This is a genomic window from Agrobacterium larrymoorei, assembly GCF_030819275.1.
Classification (GTDB): domain Bacteria; phylum Pseudomonadota; class Alphaproteobacteria; order Rhizobiales; family Rhizobiaceae; genus Agrobacterium; species Agrobacterium larrymoorei_B.
The window spans coordinates 344,344-366,401 of the sequence record NZ_JAUTBL010000002.1 but is presented as its reverse complement, the minus strand read 5'-3'; the positions used below and the strand labels follow the sequence as shown (position 1 = coordinate 366,401).

Annotated in this window: 23 protein-coding genes, 1 tRNA gene and 1 riboswitch; of the genes, 12 read left to right on the top strand and 12 right to left on the bottom strand. The window is 59.2% G+C overall.

Annotated elements, in window-relative coordinates:
• Positions 1-45 precede the first annotated feature (45 nt).
• The 3 genes from QE408_RS10365 (at position 46) to QE408_RS10355 (ending at position 1,039) form a co-directional block, all read left to right on the top strand.
• Positions 46-255, top strand: coding sequence for a cold-shock protein (locus QE408_RS10365; protein ID WP_034806062.1), 210 nt, complete (start codon positions 46-48; stop codon positions 253-255).
• Between the two features lie 120 nt (positions 256-375).
• Complete coding sequence (locus tag QE408_RS10360; RefSeq protein WP_306930854.1) at positions 376-621, top strand: hypothetical protein; 246 nt, start codon at positions 376-378, stop codon at positions 619-621.
• A 139-nt stretch (positions 622-760) separates the two neighbouring features.
• Positions 761-1,039, top strand: coding sequence for a hypothetical protein (locus QE408_RS10355; protein ID WP_306930852.1), 279 nt, complete (start codon positions 761-763; stop codon positions 1,037-1,039).
• Between the two features lie 92 nt (positions 1,040-1,131).
• On the opposite strand, the gene QE408_RS10350 is transcribed toward QE408_RS10355, so the two are convergent.
• Together QE408_RS10350 and QE408_RS10345 are read right to left on the bottom strand one after the other, a co-directional pair.
• Positions 1,132-1,205 (bottom strand) — tRNA-Gly (locus tag QE408_RS10350).
• Between the two features lie 82 nt (positions 1,206-1,287).
• Positions 1,288-2,385: a 2'-deoxycytidine 5'-triphosphate deaminase gene (locus QE408_RS10345; RefSeq protein ID WP_306930850.1), complete on the bottom strand. Its 1,098-nt coding sequence runs from the start codon at positions 2,383-2,385 to the stop codon at positions 1,288-1,290.
• Between the two features lie 74 nt (positions 2,386-2,459).
• Positions 2,460-2,538, top strand: a riboswitch (SAM riboswitch).
• 41 nt (positions 2,539-2,579) lie between these two features.
• Here QE408_RS10345 and QE408_RS10340 point away from each other — a divergent pair.
• Entirely contained in the window at positions 2,580-3,764 is a 1,185-nt protein-coding gene (locus QE408_RS10340) for an O-succinylhomoserine sulfhydrylase (protein ID WP_306930847.1), read from the top strand.
• Between the two features lie 385 nt (positions 3,765-4,149).
• Positions 4,150-4,542, top strand: a complete 393-nt coding sequence (gene apaG / locus QE408_RS10335; protein ID WP_306934758.1) for a Co2+/Mg2+ efflux protein ApaG — start codon at positions 4,150-4,152, stop codon at positions 4,540-4,542.
• Between the two features lie 26 nt (positions 4,543-4,568).
• On the opposite strand, the gene QE408_RS10330 is transcribed toward apaG, so the two are convergent.
• The 3 genes from QE408_RS10330 to QE408_RS10320 form a co-directional block, all read right to left on the bottom strand.
• Positions 4,569-5,555 (bottom strand): Hsp33 family molecular chaperone, encoded by a 987-nt coding sequence (locus QE408_RS10330; RefSeq protein ID WP_306930845.1) that lies wholly within the window; start codon positions 5,553-5,555, stop codon positions 4,569-4,571.
• 260 nt (positions 5,556-5,815) lie between these two features.
• Positions 5,816-6,727, bottom strand: coding sequence for an ornithine carbamoyltransferase (argF, locus tag QE408_RS10325; RefSeq protein WP_062445548.1), 912 nt, complete (start codon positions 6,725-6,727; stop codon positions 5,816-5,818).
• 56 nt (positions 6,728-6,783) lie between these two features.
• Positions 6,784-7,992 (bottom strand): aspartate aminotransferase family protein, encoded by a 1,209-nt coding sequence (locus QE408_RS10320; RefSeq protein WP_306930843.1) that lies wholly within the window; start codon positions 7,990-7,992, stop codon positions 6,784-6,786.
• A 452-nt stretch (positions 7,993-8,444) separates the two neighbouring features.
• On the opposite strand from QE408_RS10320, the gene QE408_RS10315 reads away from it, so the two are divergent.
• Both QE408_RS10315 and QE408_RS10310 read left to right on the top strand, forming a co-directional pair.
• Positions 8,445-8,981: a GcrA family cell cycle regulator gene (locus QE408_RS10315; RefSeq protein ID WP_306930841.1), complete on the top strand. Its 537-nt coding sequence runs from the start codon at positions 8,445-8,447 to the stop codon at positions 8,979-8,981.
• A 119-nt stretch (positions 8,982-9,100) separates the two neighbouring features.
• Positions 9,101-9,568, top strand: a complete 468-nt coding sequence (locus QE408_RS10310; RefSeq protein WP_306930838.1) for a hypothetical protein — start codon at positions 9,101-9,103, stop codon at positions 9,566-9,568.
• An 83-nt stretch (positions 9,569-9,651) separates the two neighbouring features.
• Here the strand turns inward: QE408_RS10310 and phoB are convergent, their stop codons facing one another.
• From phoB to phoR, 7 genes are all read right to left on the bottom strand, one after another.
• Positions 9,652-10,335 carry a phosphate regulon transcriptional regulator PhoB gene (phoB, locus tag QE408_RS10305; protein ID WP_027676016.1) on the bottom strand — a complete coding sequence of 228 codons (684 nt, stop codon included), beginning with the start codon at positions 10,333-10,335 and terminating at the stop codon, positions 9,652-9,654.
• Between the two features lie 22 nt (positions 10,336-10,357).
• Positions 10,358-11,074: a phosphate signaling complex protein PhoU gene (phoU, locus tag QE408_RS10300; RefSeq protein ID WP_062427042.1), complete on the bottom strand. Its 717-nt coding sequence runs from the start codon at positions 11,072-11,074 to the stop codon at positions 10,358-10,360.
• A 93-nt stretch (positions 11,075-11,167) separates the two neighbouring features.
• Positions 11,168-11,983 (bottom strand): phosphate ABC transporter ATP-binding protein PstB, encoded by an 816-nt coding sequence (gene pstB, locus QE408_RS10295; RefSeq protein WP_062427043.1) that lies wholly within the window; start codon positions 11,981-11,983, stop codon positions 11,168-11,170.
• 71 nt (positions 11,984-12,054) lie between these two features.
• A complete protein-coding gene (gene pstA, locus QE408_RS10290; RefSeq protein WP_062445555.1) occupies positions 12,055-13,377 on the bottom strand; it encodes a phosphate ABC transporter permease PstA in 1,323 nt (440 codons plus the stop codon).
• A complete protein-coding gene (pstC, locus tag QE408_RS10285; protein WP_306930830.1) occupies positions 13,374-14,858 on the bottom strand; it encodes a phosphate ABC transporter permease subunit PstC in 1,485 nt (494 codons plus the stop codon). The genes pstA and pstC overlap by 4 nt, the downstream gene beginning before the upstream one ends.
• A gap of 261 nt (positions 14,859-15,119) precedes the next feature.
• Positions 15,120-16,154 carry a substrate-binding domain-containing protein gene (locus tag QE408_RS10280; RefSeq protein WP_306930828.1) on the bottom strand — a complete coding sequence of 345 codons (1,035 nt, stop codon included), beginning with the start codon at positions 16,152-16,154 and terminating at the stop codon, positions 15,120-15,122.
• Between the two features lie 216 nt (positions 16,155-16,370).
• Positions 16,371-17,630: a phosphate regulon sensor histidine kinase PhoR gene (phoR, locus tag QE408_RS10275; protein ID WP_373465577.1), complete on the bottom strand. Its 1,260-nt coding sequence runs from the start codon at positions 17,628-17,630 to the stop codon at positions 16,371-16,373.
• A gap of 225 nt (positions 17,631-17,855) precedes the next feature.
• On the opposite strand from phoR, the gene ppk2 reads away from it, so the two are divergent.
• From ppk2 to QE408_RS10250, 5 genes are all read left to right on the top strand, one after another.
• On the top strand, positions 17,856-18,737 hold the full coding sequence (gene ppk2 / locus QE408_RS10270; RefSeq protein WP_306930827.1) for a polyphosphate kinase 2: 882 nt from the start codon (positions 17,856-17,858) through the stop codon (positions 18,735-18,737).
• Between the two features lie 181 nt (positions 18,738-18,918).
• Positions 18,919-19,593, top strand: coding sequence for a GntR family transcriptional regulator (locus QE408_RS10265; protein WP_306930825.1), 675 nt, complete (start codon positions 18,919-18,921; stop codon positions 19,591-19,593).
• A gap of 93 nt (positions 19,594-19,686) precedes the next feature.
• Positions 19,687-20,553, top strand: a complete 867-nt coding sequence (locus QE408_RS10260; protein WP_306930823.1) for a lysine/arginine/ornithine ABC transporter substrate-binding protein — start codon at positions 19,687-19,689, stop codon at positions 20,551-20,553.
• 70 nt (positions 20,554-20,623) lie between these two features.
• The gene (locus QE408_RS10255; protein ID WP_306930822.1) at positions 20,624-21,337 is read left to right on the top strand and encodes an ABC transporter permease; all 714 of its coding nucleotides are present in this window, start codon (positions 20,624-20,626) and stop codon (positions 21,335-21,337) included.
• Complete coding sequence (locus QE408_RS10250) at positions 21,334-22,026, top strand: ABC transporter permease (RefSeq protein WP_306930820.1); 693 nt, start codon at positions 21,334-21,336, stop codon at positions 22,024-22,026. The genes QE408_RS10255 and QE408_RS10250 overlap by 4 nt, the downstream gene beginning before the upstream one ends.
• Positions 22,027-22,058 lie beyond the last annotated feature (32 nt).

Below are 22,058 nucleotides of genomic sequence, written 5' to 3'. Positions count from 1 at the left end.
CATTCGTTGCGCGGTCGTTCACTCTATGCTTTGAAAGGGTTCATTATGACCACTGGCACAGTTAAATGGTTCAATTCCACAAAGGGCTTCGGCTTCATTCAGCCTGACAATGGCGGCGCTGACGCGTTCGTTCACATTTCGGCTGTCGAGCGCGCAGGAATGCGCGAACTCGTCGAAGGCCAGAAGATTGGCTTCGAACTCGAGCGCGACAACAAGTCGGGCAAGATGTCTGCGACCAATCTGCAGTCCGCATAAGTGAGATCCGCTTCCCTTTGACCACGGATGTACTGGCACTGCCGGGAGCAATTTCATTCGAGGCCAGGCGTTTCGCCTGGCCTTTTTCATTTCGGCATTTGGCCGGAAAGGCAAATATCCATGACACAAACACACAGCAAATCCCGCCAGCAGGCGGAGCTGGCCTTCGGCAAGCTTCAGACGCCATTCTTCGCAAAAAATCATGCCGCCGATGAGCTACAAGCCGCCGTCGATGCGCGAGACGCAAAGACAGCCCGGCTAAAGGCCGCCCGCCTTGCAAAAGAATTGGCGGACCGTAAATCTGCAGTCGCCGCTCTGATTACCAAGCGTACCAAGAAAACGCCGTCGGCCCGTCCCGCGTCCTAAAGCGTGCCGCGATCCTTCAGACTCGCTCCTTACGCTTTACACCTTTGTTTTGTCGCATGCCGTTATCGCAAAACCGCATCGCGCTTTTGCGCGACATCCCCGGTGAGAGCCAAGAAATCCAGCAATACAGGTGGGAAGCATGTCAACAACGACAGCCAACGAACTCAACGCTACCAACACTGCCTGGCAGATCGCGATGCAGGAAATCCTTCGGGTGGTGATCCGTGACCTTTACCACGCCAAGGGCGAAGCGCATTTCAAGGAACATATCGAACGCATCGAAACGGCAGCGGTCGACAGTATCCAGACGGATCTGAGGTTTCGCGGCACGGACGAATGGACGGAACTCCTCGTCAAGGAAAAAGCCAGCAACTTCGTGACATCCTTGCTGACGTCGTTCACGTACGACCACGCTTGAATGGCGGCTCGTTCGGGGCCTTTCACCTGAACGCTCCGCACCATGTACGGCAACAAATACACTAAAAAAACAACAATTTTTAAAAAGGCAGCTGGAGCGGGTGAAGGGAATCGAACCCTCGTATTCAGCTTGGGAAGCTGCTGCTCTACCATTGAGCTACACCCGCATATTCGAAAACTTCCGATAGAACGGCGCGGCTGTCAAGGCGAGCCGCAGATCGTCTCTCTATCGGCATTTCTTCAGACAGATCACTCGGCGCGGAAATGCTTGGAGAGCTTCAGGCCCTGGGCCTGATAGTTGGAGCCGAGGCCAATGCCGTAGAGACCTTCGGGTTTGGCCAGCATATGTTCATAGACAAGGCGGCCGACGATCTGGCCGTGCTCCAGGATGAAGGGCACCTCGTGGCTTCTGACTTCGAGGACGGCGCGGCTGCCGGTGCCGCCGGCGCTGGCGTGGCCGAAGCCGGGGTCGAAGAAGCCGGCATAATGGACGCGGAATTCGCCGACCAACGGATCGAAAGGCGTCATCTCGGCAGCGTAAAGTGGCGGCACATGCACAGCCTCGCGCGACACGAGGATGTAGAATTCATCCGGATCGAGGATCAGTTCGGCGCGACCGCGCGAGTAGAGCGGCTCCCAGAAATCCAGAACGTCGTGGGCTGCCTTCTGGTCCACATCGACAACCGCGGTGTGGTGCTTGCCGCGATAACCGATGAGGCCGTTGCCGCCAAAACCTTGCAGATCGATGGACAGCGCGATCCCTCCGCCCGATACGTTCGGCGTGTCGCTGGCGACGAGGATTTCGCTCTCGTGCAGCGCCTGCAATTCACCTTCGTTCAACAGAGAATGACCGATGCGGAAGCGGATCTGCGACAGGCGCGAGCCCTGGCGCACGACGATCGGGAAGGTGCGCGGGCTGACTTCCAGATAGAGCGGGCCCTGATAACCTGCCGGGATCTTGTCGAACTCCTGCGCGTGGTCGGTGATGACGCGGGTGAAGATATCGAGGCGGCCGGTGGAGCTTTTCGGATTGGCGGATGCGGACATGTCGGCGGGCAGCGCCAGCGTTTCCATCAGTGGCACGATATAGACGCAACCGGTTTCCAGCACCGCACCTTCGCTGAGATCAATCTCATGCAGGCGCAGCCGATCCAGTTTCTCAATCACTTTAGTCGATGGGCCGGGCATAAAGCTTGCGCGCACCCGGTAGGCTTTCGCACCGAGACGCAGGTCGAGGCTTGCCGGCTGCACCTGGTCCACATCCAGCGCCCGCTCGCTCTTCAGGTGGCCGGAAGAAAACAGCGCCCGTATCGCGCCATCGGCCAGAATACCCGTGGTTCTCGTCATCGTCAGTGTCCCTGTTCCGCGCCGACAAAATCAAAAGGAAGCCATTGACGCAAGTTGTTAACGGCAGTATGGCAAGCTTATCCCGTGGTGATTTGGCCGGTCGGCTTGCAGCCACGTTAAACAAGTGGCTAAAAAGACCGGGTGCTTGGAACCGGTCTGCTTTTGCGACCGGTTTTTTGTTTGAAGGTGATCACATGAGCAAGAAATGGCGCCCGGCAACTCAACTCGTACATGGCGGTACGCTGCGCTCCCCCTACGGTGAAACGTCAGAAGCACTCTATCTGACCCAGGGCTTCGTCTATGAAAGCTCGGAAGCGGCGGAAGCGCGCTTCAAGGGCGAAACAGACGGTTTCATCTATGCGCGCTATGCAAGCCCCACCAATGACATCTTCGAAAAGCGCATGTGCCTGCTGGAAGGTGCCGAAGACGCGCGCGCCACGGCATCGGGCATGGCCGCTGTCAGCGCTGCCATTCTCTGCCAGCTGAAGGCCGGCGATCACATCGTTGCGGCTCGCGCGCTTTTCGGCTCCTGCCGTTGGGTGGTCGAAACGCTGGCGCCGAAATACGGCATCGAATGCACACTGGTCGATGGCCGCGATCTTGCCAATTGGGAAAAGGCGATCAAGCCGAACACCAAGCTGTTCTTCCTTGAAAGCCCAACCAACCCGACGCTGGAAGTGGTGGATATTGCTGGCGTTGCCAAGCTTGCCAACCAGATTGGTGCCAAGGTCGTCGTTGACAACGTGTTTGCGACGCCGCTCTTCCAGAAGCCTCTGGAGCTTGGTGCGCATATCGTCGTCTATTCCGCCACCAAGCATATCGATGGTCAGGGCCGTTGCCTTGGCGGCGTGGTGCTGTCGGACAAGACGTGGATCGAGGAAGAACTTCAGGATTACTTCCGCCACACCGGCCCGGCGCTTTCCCCCTTTAACGCATGGACGCTGCTGAAGGGGATCGAGACGATGCCGCTGCGCGTCAAGCAGCAGACGGCGAATGCCGGCAAGATCGCAGACTTCCTGGCGGAGCAGAACAAGGTCGCCAAAGTCATTTATCCGGGCCGTGCCGACCATCCGCAGGCCGACATCATTGCGCGGCAGATGTCCGGCGGTTCGACGCTCGTCTGCTTCGAATTGAAGGGCGGCAAGGAAGCGGCTTTCAAGCTTCAAAACGCACTGGACGTCGTCAAGATTTCCAACAATCTCGGTGATGCGAAGAGCCTGATCACCCATCCGGCCACCACGACCCACAAGAACCTGACGGATGAGGCACGCGCCGAACTCGGCATTTCCGGTGGCACGCTACGACTGTCCTGCGGTATCGAAGACACCGACGACCTGCTGGACGATTTCGCCGCGGCGCTGGCGAAGGTTTCTGCCTAAAGCAGGGCGCGATCTTTCAGATTCGCTCTATACGCTTTAGGTCTTTGTTTATCGCATGTTGTCGCAAAACCGCTGCACAATTTTGCGCGACATACTTCATACTGAATGCCCGGTGAGCGATCACCGGGCAATTTTTTCTCGTTTTCCAAGGCGTCTGCTCGTCACACGAGTTCCGCTCTAAACCCACATTATTTTAGAGAAACTCCGATTTCTCTACTCTCTTTTCACGAATTTGTGCGTATTGAATGAAGAAACAATCCAGATACGCAACGCTTTAGCCTCGTAACGCATTGAAACTACGCAGATCGGCTCAACGGACATTCCCGTCCCTCATTCGGTGTAGTAGAATAAAATGCTAGAGGCAGAGACAGCCAAGGTCGCGAATATGTATCGTGCATCGACAAAAGAGATAGAGGTCACCGTCGAGCCGTATTATCTCGAAGAACAATCGGACCCGGACGATAGCCGTTACGTCTGGGGATACACGGTCGTGATCACGAACAACTCCAACCAGGCGGTGACGCTGGTGAACCGCTACTGGCATATCACCGACCAGAATGGCGTGGTGGACGAAGTGTCTGGGCCAGGCGTGGTTGGTGAACAACCGCATCTGCGTCCCGGCGACAGTTACGAGTATTCTTCCGGTTGCCCGCTGGATACGCCTTCAGGGATGATGTTCGGTCATTACGAGATGGAGACCGACAAGGGCGACATATTCACCGTAGAAATTCCAGCCTTTTCGCTGGACAGCCCAGGTCTTGCGCGCGTGTTGAACTGAGCGGGGCTTTCACCCCGCTCCTGATCTCACCCCTGCAGTTCCTCGACAGGATATTGATAGGTTGTCGAGCAGAACTCACAGCTGACCGAAACGACGCCATCTTCCTGGCTATCCTCGATTTCTTCCGCCGAAAATCCAGACAGCACGCCCTTGATCTTCTCGCGCGAGCAGCTGCATTTGTCGATGATCGACTGCGGCTCGTAGACGCGCACGCCTTGCTCATGGAAGAGCCGGAACAGCAGACGTTCTGCCGGCACCTGCGGGTCGGTCAACTCGTCGGTATCCACCGTGTCGATTAGCGCCACCGCTTCGGTCCATGCGTCGTCGTCGGCTTCTGCGAACGACGTTTCATCGCCATCGCCGCCGTGAAGGTCGCGGGTGCGCAGGCGCTCCGGCGCCTGAGGCAGGAACTGCGCGATGATGCCACCCGCACGCCAGCCGCGGCGCGGCTTACCTTGGCTGTCACGGTCGAAGAACTCTGCCACACCGAGGCGCACCCGTGTCGGCAATTGTTCCGACTGTCGGAAGTAAACACTGGCGATTTCCTCGAGCGACGAGCCATCCAGCGGCACGATGCCCTGATAAGGCTGCATGCCCACCCCCTGGTCGATGGTGAAAGCGAGAATGCCAGTGCCGAGGAGCTGCTCAGGGGATGTCTCCCCAGCCGCCGTCGCCTGCGCCAGACGCTCGTCGTCGAAGCGGGCATAGGCGCGCATGTTCTCAGGCGCGGTGAAATCCGCCACCAAGAGATCGACAGGGCCATCGCCCTTGGTTTGCACCGTGAGCTTGCCGGAGAATTTGAGCGACGTGCCGATCAGCGCCGTGAGCACCAGAGCTTCCGCCAGAAGCCGGGCGACGACGGGCGGATAGTCATGGCGCTGCAAAATAGCGTTCAGCAACGGACCGACCTGCACCGCGCGGCCACGAATGTCGAGCCCTTCTACCTGGAAGGGGACGACCTTGTCGTCGCCGGCAAAGTTCATATCATCCAGTTCTACGGTCACGTCCGCCATGCTTCTGCTCCTTCGACCCTGCTTTCCCCTGTTCGGAAACGATCGCCACGTTCTCGGCCGCGGCCAGCAGGTCTCTTGTCCTGTTTCCGCAAAGATAGAGCGGAGAATGGCAAAACAAAACCATCCCCGGCCCAAATGTCGCGATAAACGATTGATGAAACGCCGCCGTGAACCGGCAGCACTGGTTGGCGTAAAGATGGGGCGTTGCGCTGGAAATTCAAGTTCCAGGCTCCGCCCTCACTCTTAGCCTACGCTCGGCCTCAGATGACGCCCATGCACCAGGCGATCACGGCCTTTTGCGCGTGCAGGCGATTTTCCGCCTCATCGAAGACCACCGATTGCGGGCCGTCGATCACTGCATCGGTGACTTCCTCGCCGCGGTGCGCGGGCAGGCAGTGCATGAAGAGCGCCTCGTTGTTGGCCTTCTTCATCAGCGCTTCATTCACCTGATAGGGCTGGAAGATGTTGTGGCCGCGCGCCTTGTGTTCCTGGTTCATGGAAACCCAGGTGTCGGTGACGATGCAGTCCGAGCCGACGACAGCACGTTCTGCGTCGTGGCAGAGCATGATCTCGCCGCCATTGTTGCGGGCCCAGTTGAGGTACTTGTCGAGCGGCTCCGAACCCATGGGCACGGCCATATTCATCTTGTAGCCGAAGCGTGCGGAGCCCTCGACCAGCGAATGCAGCACATTGTTGCCGTCACCCGTCCAGGCGATGGTCTTGCCCTTCACCGGGCCGCGATGCTCTTCGAAGGTCATGATATCGGCCATGATCTGGCACGGATGCGTCTCGTCCGTCAGGCCGTTGATGACCGGAACGGTGGCGTGTTCGGCAAGTTCCAGCAGGCGGGAATGATCGGTCGTGCGGATCATGATAGCGTCGACGTAGCGCGACAGGACCTTGGCGGTATCGCCAATGGTTTCGGCGCGGCCAAGCTGCATTTCGGTGCCGGAGAGAAACAGCGTTTCACCGCCAAGCTGGCGCATGCCGACATCGAAGGACACGCGTGTGCGCGTCGACGGCTTTTCGAAAATCATCGCCAGCATCTTGCCAGCCAGCGGCTTTTCCGCCGTTCCGTTCTTGGTTGCGATCTTGCGGCTCTTGGCGTCTTCAAGAATGAGCCGCAGGTCTTCCGAGCCGACGGCCGAAAGATCGAGGAAATGCTTTGCCATTTTAATTCAGTCCCATCAATGCGGGCCACCCTTTACGCCGGCCCTGATGCGCCTCGTCAGGCGCTCTTTGCCAGTTTGGTGGTGAGTGCTTCGGCAGCCTTCTCGATGCGCGCAAGCCCATCACGCGCTTCTTCTGCCGTAACCACGAGCGGCGGCAGCAGGCGGATGACGTTATCGCCTGCCGGAACGCCAAGAAGATGCTCCGCGCGCATGGCCTGGAGCAGATCGCCGGATGGAACCCGCGCCTTGATGCCGAGCAGCAAACCTTCGCCACGGATTTCCTCGATCACATCCGGATAACGGTCCTTCAGCGAAGCCAGTCCCTGGCGGAAGATCAGCGCGACATCGCGCACATGCTCGATAAAGCCATCGGCCAGAACGATATCCAGCACGGCGTTGCCGGCCGCCATGGCCAGCGGATTGCCGCCATAGGTCGTGCCATGCGAGCCTGCCGTCATGCCGGACGCAGCTTCTGCCGTTGCAAGGCATGCCCCGAAGGGGAAGCCACCGCCAATGCCCTTGGCAACTGCCATGATATCAGGCGCGACGCCTGAGCGTTCATAGGCGAAGAACTTGCCGGTACGGCCAACGCCGGTCTGCACTTCATCGAAGATCAACAACAGGCCGTGCTCTTCGCAGAGCGCCCTAAGCGTGCGCAGGAACTCCGGCTGAACGACACGGATACCGCCCTCACCCTGAATCGGCTCGATCAGAAGGGCAGCCGTTTCCGGAACGATCGCCGCCTTCAGCGCTTCGAGATCGCCGAATGGCACCTGGTCGAAGCCTTCCACCTTGGGGCCGAAGCCCTCGAGATATTTGGCCTGGCCGCCAGCCGCGATGGTGGCGAGTGTGCGGCCATGGAATGCACCTTCGAAGGTGATGATGCGGAATTTTTCCGGATGGCCGTGCGTGTACTGATAACGGCGCGCCGTCTTGATGGCGCATTCCAGCGCCTCCGCACCGGAGTTGGTGAAGAACACCTTGTCGGCGAATGTCGCATCCGTCAGCCGCTTTGCCAGCACTTCCTGGCCTGCAACCTCATAAAGGTTGGACAAATGCCAGACCTTCTCGACCTGTGCCTTGAGGGATTCAACCATATGGGGATGGCTATGGCCGACCGAGGTAACCGCAACGCCCGCACCGAAATCGAGATATCGCTCGCCGCTTTCCGTGATCAGCCAAACGCCCTCGCCTCGTTCGAAGCGCAGGGGGGCTCTGGAAAACGTATCGAACAACGGCCCGGATTTGGGGGCAGTTTCGGCCATGGCGACATCACTCCTTACGTCAAGTCGGGACAGACGACTGTCAATAGGGCTCGCGGGTTATCCCTGCCCTGAAAATCAAAAATGCCGCCTCGCGGCGGCCTGCATGCTGTCTTCATTGCGAGAGCACTATTGTCACTTCCCCGCCTAATGTCAACAAATCTCGGCACTTCCGGGCATTTACAAGCCTTGGTAGGCGCTTGCCGCGCAGCCCCGAGGTGTTGCCTTTCTGACTCACAGGGGAAGCAAGTTGGGGAAAACCGGAAAATCGATTCCAGATGATTCCTGCGACTCTTGTCACGGAGTCAACCGACGATTAGGTTAACCGTCAATTACTAGACTGCAATGCGGCGGAACTAGTCACCTACAATCTGGCGAATGGCCTGCGCGTGGTTCACTCCATGGCACAGTAGGTGGATTCTGCCCGAAAACAACGCGACGAGCGGAGAAGCGGCATGAACTGGACGGACGAACGAGTAGAAAAGCTCAAGAGATTATGGTCCGAAGGGCTTAGCGCAAGCCAGATCGCAGCACAACTAGGCGGTGTGAGCCGCAATGCCGTCATCGGCAAGGTTCACCGCCTCAACCTGCCAGGTCGTGCCAAGGCCGGCGGTACGGTCGCCACGTCGCGTCCTGCGCCCAAGCGTCCCGCAGCAGCGCCGCGTCCGGCAAGCTATGCGGCTCCGGCCCGCGCTGCGACCAGCCGTCCAGCACCGGCCCGTAGCTCTGGTGCCCTCGCTTTCAAGGAAGACATGGACATCGACCCGGTCGAGCCCATGGAATATGTTCGTTCTTCCAACAATGTCGTTATCCCGATCTCGCGTCGCCTGACGCTGACGGAACTGACGGAGCGCACCTGCAAGTGGCCGGTCGGCGACCCGCTCAAGGACGACTTCCATTTCTGCGGCTGCGAAGCGTCTGAAGCCTCGCCCTACTGCAAGTTCCACGCGAAGATGGCCTACCAGCCGGTCAGCGAACGCCGCAAGGCGTAAGGTCTGTCTCAGAACCAATTCAGAAAGCGGGCTTCGGTCCGCTTTTTTATTGGGCAGTGTCCAGCTTTCCCAAATAATCCGAACTTGCCTGCAGCAACGGTCGCGCCCAGACTGTCATCATGGACGCTATCGACACACTTCACGATTATATCTCGGCGCTATGGGCCAGGGCCGTCGACACGCCCTTCCCGCCAATCCCGCGCCGCGCCCGTGGCGACGGAACCGTTTACGTCGAATGGCGACGTGGCAGCTATTGGCTGATCTGCGAGGAGCGCGGAGAGGAATATTGGCGTCGGGAAGCCACGGACATGGATGATGCCGCCTTCCAGTTGATGTCGATCGTGACGGGAGAAGTGGTGCGCGATCGCGAGCTTGCGGTTCGGGAAAAAGCGAGCCGCCAGTTGACCGGCCTGGGCGACTATTCGCGCTGGAACTGGATGTACCAGGAGATCGAACTGATGAGCGCGATCAAGGAGAGCTATGGCGCTCGAACCAGAGCCAGTTATGCCGACGTGCTGACGCGCAGCCCGTTGTCGAAGGACGAGATAGACGCTGCGCGATATCCCATTCCGTCAACATTGATCTGACGCCAGGAAGCCACGTGCTACCCTCTCTGACGCGACGAGAATAGGAGCGCTTGTACCTTCAAGCAAAGCGCTCCCGACGCCGATCAGGCTTCCATGGAATAGCCGGCGCCGCGCACGGTGCGAATGACATCCTGCATGCTGGAGAAATTCAGCGCCTTACGCAGACGACCGACATGGACGTCCACCGTGCGCTCATCCACATAGATATCATGACCCCAGACACCATCGAGAAGCTGGGAACGGGAGAACACACGACCGGGCGAGGTCATGAGGAATTCCAGCAGGCGGAATTCGGTCGGCCCGAGACGGACTTCGCGGCTCTTGCGATGGACACGGTGCGTCTCACGATCGAGCTCGATATCGCCGCATTTCAGCACGGAGGACAGAACCTCCGGCTTGGCGCGGCGCAGCATCGCCTTGACGCGTGCCATCAGCTCCGGCGTCGAGAAGGGCTTCACGACATAGTCGTCCGCGCCCGTCGCCAGGCCGCGAACCCGTTCGCTTTCCTCGCCGCGCGCCGTCAGCATGATGATCGGCAGACGTTCGGTTTCCGGACGCATGCGCAGGCGACGGCAAAGCTCGATGCCGGAGACGCCCGGCAGCATCCAGTCCAGGATCAAAAGATCCGGCGTGCGCTCCTGAAGGCGGATTTCCGCCTCGTCGCCACGCGGAATGGTGTCCACGTCATAGCCTTCGGATTCGAGATTGTAACGGAGGAGGACGCTCAGCGCCTCCTCATCTTCGACAACGGCGATTTTTGGCACCATGGCTCCAGATCCTATCTGTCGCTTACTCGGTCACAGCGCCGAGCGTGTTGGAACTATCGTCCTTCGGACGCTCACCTTCCGGCTGGCTGCCAGTGGTCATGTAGTAGATGGTCTCGGCGATGTTGGTGGCGTGGTCGCCGACGCGCTCGATGTTCTTGGCGCAGAACAGAAGATGCGTGCAGGTGGTGATGTTGCGCGGATCTTCCATCATGTAGGTCAGAAGCTCGCGGAAGAGCGAGGTGTACATGGCGTCGATTTCCTCGTCGCGCTCGCGGATGGCCTGGGCCTTTTCCGCCGATCGCGTGGAGTAGACGTCCAGCACTTCCTTCAACTGCACCAGGGCCAGTTCCGACAGATGCTCGAGACCGCGCGCCAGTTTGCGCGGAACGCCGGTGCCGGCAACAGCGATGACGCGCTTGGCGGTGTTCTTGCCCAGATCGCCGACACGCTCCAGGTCTGCGGCAATGCGCAGCGAACCGATGATTTCACGAAGGTCTGCTGCCATCGGCTGGCGCTTGGCAATGGTGACGATCGCCTTGTCGCCGATCTCGCGCTCAGCGTGATCGAGGATCGTATCGTCCGAGATGACCTTTTGTGCCAGGGCCGCATCGGAATTGACGAGCGCGCGCACGGCATCGGCGCACATTTGCTCGGCCAGGCCGCCCATTTCGGCGATCCGGCGGCTAAGGAACTTCAGCTCCTCATCATAGGCGGACATGATGTGGGAATGTGTCGACATGTTCGTAGTCTCCAGTTTCTAAACGCCCTGTCGCAAGCCTTTTTTTAGTGGCTCAAGCGACAGGCGCGGTGGGATGCGCAAGCAAGAGCAGGATCAGCCGAAACGACCCATGATATAGTCCTGGGTGCGCTGGTCATCCGGGTTGGTGAACATCTTGTCCGTATCGTTCTCCTCAACCAGGTGGCCGAGGTGGAACATGGCGGTACGCTGCGAAACGCGAGCGGCCTGCTGCATCGAGTGCGTCACGATGACGATGGTATAGTTGGCACGAAGCTCGTGGATCAACTCTTCCACCTTGGCGGTCGCGATCGGGTCAAGCGCCGAGCATGGCTCGTCCATGAGGATGACTTCCGGTGAAACGGCAATGGCACGTGCGATGCACAGGCGCTGCTGCTGCCCGCCGGACAGACCCGTGCCGGATTCTTGCAGGCGGTCCTTTGCTTCGTTCCAGAGGCCTGCCTTCTGCAGGGCGGATTCAACGATCTGGTCCATATCTGCCTTGTTGCGGGCAAGACCGTGGATGCGCGGGCCGTAGGCAATGTTTTCGTAGATAGACTTCGGGAATGGGTTCGGCTTCTGGAACACCATGCCGACGCGAGCGCGAAGCTCGACGACATCGATTGCAGAATCGTAGATATCCTCACCGTCGAGCGTAATCTCGCCGGTGACGCGGCAGCCATCGATCGTGTCGTTCATGCGGTTCAGCGTGCGCAGGAAGGTGGATTTGCCACAGCCCGAGGGGCCGATGAGAGCCGTCACCGTGTTTTCACGAACGTTGAGCTTCACATCGTAAAGGGCGCGCTTCTCACCGTAATATACGGAGACGTCCTTGCCGATCATCTTATAGGAAACTTCATTCATTTTCTTGTCCAGCGCCTTTTCAACTGCTGCTTCCGACAACATGTTCATTGTTCCGTTCTCCCTTGCTTCTTATCGCATTTCCGAGCAGAAAACCGGTATCCACATTTCCTCGAAATGCTTTACCAGCGCCGTTCGAAGCGGCGACGCAGCAGGATTGCGCCCACATTCATCACCAGGAGGAACATAAGCAGGATGATGATAGCGCCAGATGTTCTTTCGACAAAGGCGCGTTCGGCTTCGTTCGCCCACATGTAGATCTGAACCGGCAGGGCCGTTGCAGGATCAAGCGGGGTCGTCGGGTAATTCGCCACGAAGGCCACCATGCCGATGAGAAGGAGCGGCGCGGTTTCGCCAAGCGCGTGTGCAAGGCCGATGATGGTGCCGGTCAGGATGCCGGGCATGGCAAGCGGCAGCACGTGGTGGAAGATGGTCTGCATCTTCGAGGCACCGAGACCGAGCGCTGCGGCGCGGATCGAAGGCGGCACTGCTTTCAAGGCAGCGCGCGTTGCGATGATGATGGTCGGCAGCGTCATCAGCGTCAGCACCAGACCACCGACCAGCGAGGCCGAGCGCGGGAGGCCCATGAAGTTGATGAAGACCGAGAGACCCAGCAGACCGTAAACGATGGACGGCACCGCTGCCAGGTTGTTAATGTTGACCTCGATGAGGTCCGTCAGGCGGTTCTTCGGCGCAAACTCTTCCAGGTAGATGGAAGCGGCAACCCCGATCGGCAGGGACAGCACGAGCACGATCAGCATCATGTAGAAGGAGCCGATCAGCGCGACGCCGACACCGGAGGCTTCAGGACGGCTGGATGCCCCATTGAAGAAGATGCCGGTGTTGAACTTCTTTTCCAGCGCACCCTTGCCAACCAGTTCGTTCATCCAACCGACCTGCTGGTCGGAGATGCGGCGGTTCTGCTCCTCGCCCGACATATCCACCTGGCCCTTGAAGGCGCTGTCGACATCGCCGGATGCCAGGAGCGACACGGTCCGCGTCGTGCCGATGACGTTCGGATCGGATGTGACGATGTCGCGAAGCTGGGTGCGGACGCTATCGGAGATCAGTGCGTTGACGGCGCGCAGCGCCGTGCGATCCTCCAGCGAAACGCCGAGCACCTTGGCAAGCGAGTTGCGGGCGACGACCGGGTAATTGGCCGTCATCAGCTTAGACGGGTTCTGTGCGCGCACATTGTCCGGATCGATGATCTGCTGCGAAAACTCGACCGGGATCGTGATCATCGTCTGCTGAAAGGCCGTGTAGCCTTTGCCGATGACGGACCAGAGAAGCAGGAAGAGAAACAGCAGGCCGAAGGAGATCGCGGCGACACCATAGGCGCGGAAGCGGCGCTCTGCAGCGTAACGGCGCTTGATGCCGATATCGCGACGGACCTTCTTCGTTGCGGCGGGGGCGGAGATGCCCGGAGTAACGACGTCGGTCATTCATACTGCTCCCGGTATTTGCGCACGATGTAGAGCGCGTAGATATTGAGGCAAAGCGTGATGGCAAAGAGCGTGATGCCAAGCGCGAAGGCAACGAGCGTCTGCGGCGAGGTAAACTCAAGGTCACCGGTCAGCTGGCTGACGATCTTGACGGTCACCGTCGTCATCGGCTCGAAGGGGTTGAGCTGCAGGCGTGCGGCAACACCGGCGGCCAGAACCACGATCATGGTTTCACCGATGGCGCGTGAAGCAGTCATCAGGATCGCCCCGACGATGCCCGGAAGAGCGGCCGGAAGAATGACCTTCTTGACCGTCTCGGAGCGCGTGGCGCCGAGACCAAGCGATCCGTCCCGAAGCGAACGCGGCACAGCGGTGATAATATCATCCGACAGCGAGGAGACGTATGGGATCAGCATGATGCCCATGACGAAGCCGGCGGTGATGACGCTCTGCGCCTGGATGAAGCTGGCATAGTCGCCGGTTGCCAGACCATTGATCTGGGCAGAGATGTCACGCAGGAACGGCCCCACAGTCGTCAGCGCAAAGAAGCCGTAGACGATGGTCGGGATACCGGCGAGCACTTCCAGCAGCGGCTTGGCAATCGAGCGCAAACGGGGGCTTGCATATTCGGCCATGTATATCGCCGAGAACAGACCGACCGGTACCGCGACCAGCATGGCGACGAAGCCAATATAGAGCGTACCCGCCAAGAGCGGAATGAGGCCGAACTGACCGGAGCTGTCTGTCGAACCAGCCGCAGCAAAACGCGGATCCCACACCGTGCCGAAGAAGAACTGATGCGCCGGAACCATCCGGAAAAACTGCGTGGCTTCCGTCAGCATCGACATAACGATGCCGATCGTGGTCAAGATCGCGATCGACGATGCAAGAACGAGCGCGCCGAGAATGACCTTCTCCACCTTATTACGGGCACGAAAGCGCGGTGCCAGGCCGCGGAGCGCCCGGAAGGCCCCAGCGATGGCCGTGGCAAGCACTACGAACACCATGGCGATACGGCTGACCGCCGACATGTTATTGAGCTTTTCTGCAGACTCGATCATGAAGGGCTGCGGATCGCCGGCGATGGCCACACCTTTAGAGGCGAGGACCGCGCGTGCCGTCGCGGGATCGGCTTTCAGCGCGTCATATTCCTGCGGCGAAACCTGGGTAAGGCCGCGGGCAATGGAAACGACCATGCCATAGGTGAGGCTCTGCTGGGCTTCCGGCTGTGCCTTGATGTCATCCGGGAAGCTTTCATGCACCGCGGAGTTGACGATGATCGGGCTGATGATCAGCCACGCCGCCAGGATCAGCGCGGAAGGAATAAGCGCCCAGATGAGGACGTAGGAACCGTGATAACCAGAGCGGGAATGCATGTTGGAGGGACGTGCGCCCGCCAGCACTGCGGCACGGCGCTTACCCAGCACATAGCTGGATATGCCGATCAGTGCCAATATGAGCAAAAGGATGGATGTGTTCATGGAGAGTTTCCTCGGCGCACCACGCGGCACGATGCGGCATCATTTCACCAAGAGCGCAGCACCTGCGGCTGATCACCGCACGATGCCGGATCTGCATTCAGTTCACGCATTCCGGGTTGATAGATCATATTTATCGGCGGCTTGGTGTTACGATAAATAGGAACTGTCAACCCTTCCGGACTGAGCAATGGCCGCAAACCGACCTTGCCAACAGAAGAGATGGGAAGCGCAGCGTTATGCCACCGCGCTTCCCAGGATATATTAGAGGGTCTTGCCGGCTTCGAACTGAGCGCGGATTTCCTTGCGCTCTGCGTCAGGGGCAGCAACCAGGCCGTAATTGGCGAGCGGAGAGTCAGGGCCGATCATCTCGTCAGAGGTGAAGAATTCGACATATTCCTTCAGGCCAGGGATGACACCCAGGTGAGCCTTCTTAACGTAGAAGAACAGCGGACGCGAGACAGGGTACTTGCCGGAAGCAACGGTTTCGGTGGACGGAACAACGCCACCGACGGTCGCGACCTTCAGCTTGTCCTTGTTGTTGTCGTAGAAAGCGAGGCCGAAGACGCCGACGCCGGACTTGTTGGCATCGATACGAGCGAGCGTCTCGGTGTAGTCGCCGTCGATATCGACAGCCTTGCCGTCCTTACGGATGGCAACGCACTTGGCAGCAGCCTGCTTGGCGTCGGAAACCAGACCCTTGATCACGTCCGTCGCGCCAGCTTCCTTGCAGCCGTCAGCCATGATCTTCTCTTCGAAGACTTCGCGCGTGCCGTGCTTGGAGCCAGGGATATAGGCAGCGATCTCTACGTCAGGCAGTTCCTTGTTGATTTCGGACCACTTTGTGTATGGGTTGGCAACCAGCTTGCCATCCTTGACGACTTCAGCGGCGAGAGCGAGGTACAGGTCCTTCGGCTCGAACTTGACGTCCTTGTTGGACTTGTCCATGGCGAAGACGATACCGTCGTAACCGATCTTCACTTCCTGAACGTCAGCAACGCCAGCGGACTTGCAGGCTGCCAGCTCGTCAGCCTTGATCTTGCGCGATGCATTGGCAATGTCGATCGTGCCTTCGCCCACGCCGGAGCAGAATGCCTTCAGACCACCACCCGTGCCGCCGGACTCAACAACCGGTGCCTTGAAGTTCGGGAAAGCTTCGGCGAAGCTTTCAGCAACGATCTTTGCGTAAGGCAGAACCGTGGAGGAACCAGCAACCTGGATCTGGTCGCGAGCAGAAGCGGCACCCGCGAAGGCAACGGACGCCACCAGAGCTGCTGCAGACAATTTAAAGAAGTTCATTATGACTCTCCCGTCGTGGGGCCCTTTTTCGGGCTTTCGTGAACTGTGCCGGCAAGAGGCTTGATCCTTAAGCCCGTCTGGGCTGTCCCGGCGGCCTCTTCATAACCAGTCTTGCCACACCCTTTTATGTCACTTCGGTGAAAGATTTGTGACAGATTAAATTACTGATATTTATATGCATTTCTAAAACGTGACGAATACGACAGGGCTTGTGTGTCAAAATCTCACGGTGAAGTCCGTACCAGCGCCAATTTCCGACCGGATGATGAGGCGGGCGCGGTGGCGGGTCAGAATGTGCTTGACGATGGCAAGGCCGAGACCAGTGCCTTTTTTCGAACGGCTGTCTGCTACGCTGACGCGGTAAAACCTCTCTGTGAGACGCGGCACATGCTCGGCGGGAATGCCCGGTCCCTTATCCACGACGCTGACTTCGACAGGCTTGCCCACCTCTGCGCGCAGGAACACATCCACCACCTTGCCATCCTGACCGTACTTGCAGGCGTTTTCGACGAGGTTCTGGAACACCTGCACCAACTCGTCCCGGTCGCCGTTCACTTGCACCGGGTTTTCGGGAATATGCAGCTTGATCTCGACGTCCAGATCGCCGGCGAGCGGTAGCAAGGAATCCCGAACATGGCCGAGAAGCGGCACGAGATCGACGGTCTGATCCGGTGCGATATTGGCACGAAGCTCTAGCCTTGAGAGCGACATCAGGTCATCGACCAGGCGGCTCATGCGGGTTGCCTGGTCCAGCATGATGCCAAGAAAGCGCTCCTGCGCCTTGGGATCGTTGCGCGCCGGCCCCTGCATGGTTTCGATGAAGCCGCGCAACGAGGCCAGCGGCGTTCTCAGCTCATGGCTGGCATTGGCGACGAAATCGCTGCGCATGCGGTCGATACGACGCAGATCTGAAATGTCGCGGAAAGAGAGGATATAAAAGGGCGCTCCCGCCGTCTGTGGCATATCCGCAGCTGCGATGCGCACGATGAACACTCGCTCCGAGGGCAGTCGTTCGGAGTGCTCCACTTGGTTCGGCTGTCCGGTGGCGATGGTTTCGCGAATGACATCGAGCAGGCCGGGTGAGCGCAGCCTGCCCGAAATATGCGAACCGACAGGCAGCGTCCCAAAGGCGCGTTCCGCCGCCGCATTTTCAAACAAGACAGCGGCGTCCCGGTCCAGGATGAAGACGGGCGTATCGAGCACCGCAAGACCTGCCCGCACACCTGCAATCAATCCATGATCCACTCCCTGGGGCGGCACGACCTCTTCGTTGAGTTTGTTCTCATCCTTTCCGATGGTGGCGGAGGGCGTGATGAAAAGAATGGCGAAGACGGCGGCGAGCCACAGTGCGGCCACGACATAGGGCGAACGCCATTCGACAAGCGCCAAGGCTGCCAGCATCGTGACGACAAAAAGCGCAAGCCAGTTTCTCCGCATGCGGCGCATCTGTTTAAGCAACGCACCCTCCCCGTCCATCGCTGCCATTGCCATCGCGAATCTTATCCATTCGTCTCGCTCCCGATCCGACCGTCATAATCGCCTTTCATGACAAAGATTCTTCGCCCTGTCCTTTTGCAAGCCTTAGCCGGCAAAATTTATGTGGATGGAGCTTCGATGCCGGAATCTCTTTGCTCTTGAATTCGTTGAGTGTCAGGCTGACCTTAAGAAGACAAAATGCCGTAGGCTGAAAAGGGAGTGAGCATGAGCGAAACCGTCAAGGACAGATCCGTAACATTGACGATGAACGGCAAGGAGCGGGTCTTCAATATCGACGATCCTGTGCTCCCCGACTGGGTGGATGACAAGAAGCTGACGGCAGGCGATTTCCCCTATGACAAGAAGCTTGGCCGGGAGGAGTATGAAGCACAGATCGAAGCGCTTCAGATCGAACTGGTGAAGGTGCAGTTCTGGCAGCAGGCCACCGGCCAGCGCATCATGGCGCTGTTCGAGGGCCGCGATGCCGCGGGTAAAGGCGGCTCGATCGCCGCGGTGCGGGAATATCTCAACCCACGCTATGCGCGTGTCGTGGCACTGACCAAGCCGACCGAAACCGAAAAAGGGCAATGGTACTTCCAGCGCTACATCGCCCATTTTCCGACTGCGGGCGAGTTCGTACTCTTCGACCGCTCATGGTACAACCGCGCCGGTGTGGAGCCCGTGATGGGGTTTTGCACGCCGGAAGAACACAAGCGCTTCTTGAAGGAAGTGCCGCGGCTGGAAAAAATGCTGGTGCATGAGGGTGTGAACCTCTTCAAGTTCTACCTCGATATCGGTCGCGAGACCCAGTTGGAACGCTTCCACGACCGCCGGCACAGCCCGCTGAAATCCTGGAAGCTTTCGGATATGGACATCGCCGCCCTGACCAAATGGGACGACTATACCGCGGCCCGTGACGAGATGCTGGAAAAGACGCACATAGACGACGCGCCATGGACGGTGATCCGCGCCAATGACAAGCGCAGGCTCAGACTGAATCTCATTCGCCATATTCTCACCTCGCTCGATTATGAGGGCAAGGATGAGAAGGCGATCGGCAAGATCGACGACAAGATTTTGGGCAGTGGGCCAAAGTTTCTAAAATAGTTCGGAGCCCTTTTTACGGCACCTGACCCCCTCTTTCCAAAAATGATGGCGATTGCGGATGGAGAATGGCAGAGCGGCATCAGGCCTGCTCTGCCTTTTTCATAATAGACCCTACAAACGTCTTGACCCGGGCCGATGCTGCTGATTGGATAAGTGGATACAAAAATCCAATGAGCCGCTGATGACCTATGCGACTGCATCCAGAGTCTCTCTTCCCTCCACGGCGGAGGAGGAAGCTTACGTGCATCTTCAGCAGGCACTGCGGCAGGGTCGCTACAAGGCCGGAGACCGGTTGATTCCGGAAGAGATTGCGGCGGATATCGGCATGAGCCGCATGCCGGTGCGCGAGGCCTTCCGGCGGCTCGCCGCCGACGGTCTGGTGACGCTCCGCCCGAACCGGGGCTGCATCGTCGCCGGGCTGACGCTGGAAGAAATTCACGAAGCCTTTGAGATCCGCTCCGTGCTGGAGGGGCTCGCAGTCCGGCTCGCCACGCCACGCATGACGACAGAGACATTCGAGGAGCTTGAGCGGTTACTGGAGCGGATGGAGCGGGCCGGGCAATCCGGCAGCGGCGACTGGGTGCTGCGCCACCAGGAATTTCATGCGCTGATTTACGGCCTCAGCGGCAGACCGAAGCTGATCCGCCAGATCAACGCACTGCATGTGATGATCGAGCCCTATATGCGCATCTGGTTCGACTATGTCGAAAAGCCGCTTTCAGCCCGTCAGGAGCATGAGCGGCTGATCGACGTCCTGAAATCCGGCAACGCGCGCGATGCCGAGGCGGTGATGCAGGACCATATCGCCGAAACGGCGAACCTGCTTGCCGATTACGCCAGTCCCGGTCGGCGCTGAGCCGTCCGGTCAAGATGTCCGCAGCCGGAGACGACATCCGGTACGGACGGGGAACCGCCGTCACCGAACGGCTCTAAAACAAGAGGAAAAGTCATGACGATCCGTCGCATGGCCGCGCTTGCGGCTGCACTTACCACACTCGTGCTTGCCCCGCTCGGCCTTGCGCCAGCCGCGCTTGCGCAGGATGCCCCAAAAGAAATCAAGATCGCGACTGAAGGCGCCTATGCGCCATGGAACTTCACCACCGCCGACGGCAAGCTGGACGGCTTCGAAATCGACCTTGCCAATGATCTCTGCGCCCGCATGAAGATCAAATGCACCATCATAGCCCAGGATTGGGACGGTCTCATTCCATCCCTCACGGTCGGCAAGTTCGACGTGATCATGGCCAGCATGTTCATCACGCCCAAGCGCCTTGAAACTATCGACTTCAGCCATCCCTATGCCGTCGACCCCTCTGGCTTCGCTGTCGCCAAAGACAGCGATCTCGGCAAGCTCGGCGGTGCTACCGAGAAGTTCAAGCTCGACGACGACGCCTCCGCCAAGGCTGCCATCGAAAAGCTTAAACCCCTCCTGAAGGGCAAGGTCGTCGGCGTGCAGGCCGCCACCACCAATCTCGAATTCCTCAAGAAGTACTTCGCCGATACGGTCGAGATTCGCGAATATAAGACAACCGAGCAACACGATCTGGATCTGGCCGCTGGCCGGGTCGATGCGCTCTTCGCGCAGCAATCCGCATTGGCCGCCACGTTGGCAAAGCCCGAATTTGCGGACTACACGCTCGCCGGTCCCGGCTTCGTCGGTGGTGTCTTCGGGCTCGGCTCGGGCGCTGGCCTGCGCAAGAGCGATACCAAGCTCAAGGAAATGCTGAATACCGCGATCGATGGCGCCATTGCTGATGGCACGATCAAGCGTCTTTCGGAAAAGTGGGTCAAGACGGACGTAACCCCGGTCAAGTAAGGGCGGACCGCATGCGACCGGACACCACAGGTTTCCGGCCGCGTGGATATCAACAGGGGATCACGCCCGCATGATGGATAAACTGCATCTCCTCGGCTTTGGCGATGGCGGCTGGGGCATGTCGCTTCTTGGCGCTGCGACCATGACGCTGCTCCTCTCGCTTCTTGGCTTTGCGCTCGGCGCTCTGTTCGGCGGACTGGCAGCGGCAGGGCGTCTGTCGAAGCGGCGCACCGCGCGCGGGCTGGCAGAGGCTTACGGGATCGTGTTTCGCGGCGTTCCCGACCTTTTGACCATCTATCTCTTCTACTATGGCGGCAGTGTCGCGTTGACGGCGATTGCGCACCGAATGGGGTCACAGGACTTCATCGGCCTGCCGACGCTGGCAACCGGCATTCTTGCCATCGGCATCATCTCCGGGGCCTACCAGTCGGAAGTCTATCGCGGCGCTTATCTCGCGGTCGATCCCGGCCAGTTCGACGCAGCCAAGGCGCTCGCCCTATCACGCAGCCAGATGCTGTGCCTCGTTATCCTCCCGCAGCTCCTGCGCCATGCGGTCGCAGGCCTCAGCAATGTCTGGCAGCTCGTTCTCAAGGATTCGGCGCTGATTTCGGTCATTGGCCTGGTGGAACTGATGCGCCAAACCCAGATCGGCGCAGGTTCGACACGTGAACCCTTTCTCTTTTATCTCGCCGCGGCCTTTCTCTATTTCGTCATTGCCGGGATAACCGGGCAGGCCTTCCGCCTCGCCGAAGCACGCGCCTTCCGAGGGATCCGCGAACGATGATCGATGTCGGCTTCTTCCTCGAGATCATCCCCAAGCTGCTCTCTGGCGTGCCGCTGACGCTGCAGCTTGCAGGAAGCTCACTGCTCCTCGGCTTCTGCCTTGCCCTGATGCTTGCGCTTGCCCAGAGCGGCGGACATCGCCTTGCCGTCTGGCCTATTCGAAGCTTCGTCGCCATCTTCCGTGGCACGCCGTTGCTCGTGCAGATTTTCCTGATCTATTACGGGCTTGGCCAGTTTCGCCCTTCCCTTCAGGCAGCCGGTCTCTGGTGGCTTTTTCGCGAGCCCTATTGGTGCGCCATCCTGGCCTTGACGCTGAACACGGCTGCCTATGGCAGTGAAATCCTGCGCGGTGCCATCCGCAACGTGCCGCGGGGACTTGGCGAAGCGGCACTCGCGCTTGGACTGTCTCGCTGGCTATCCTTGCGCCTCGTCATCCTGCCACTAGCCATCCGGCAGGCGATCCCCGCCTATGGCAACGAAATTATTCTGATGGTCAAAGGCACCTCGCTCGCGTCCATCATCACGCTGATGGAAGTGACCGGCATTGCACAAGGGTTGATCTCCCAGAGCTACCGCGCCATCGAGGTGTTCATCGCCGCCGGCGCCATCTATCTCGCCATGAATTTCATCATCGTCCGGACGCTCGGCCTTATCGAGAACCGGCTGACGCCCTATCGCCGCCGCGCTTAGGCGAAGCGGAAAACAAAAAGACTAAGAGGAGA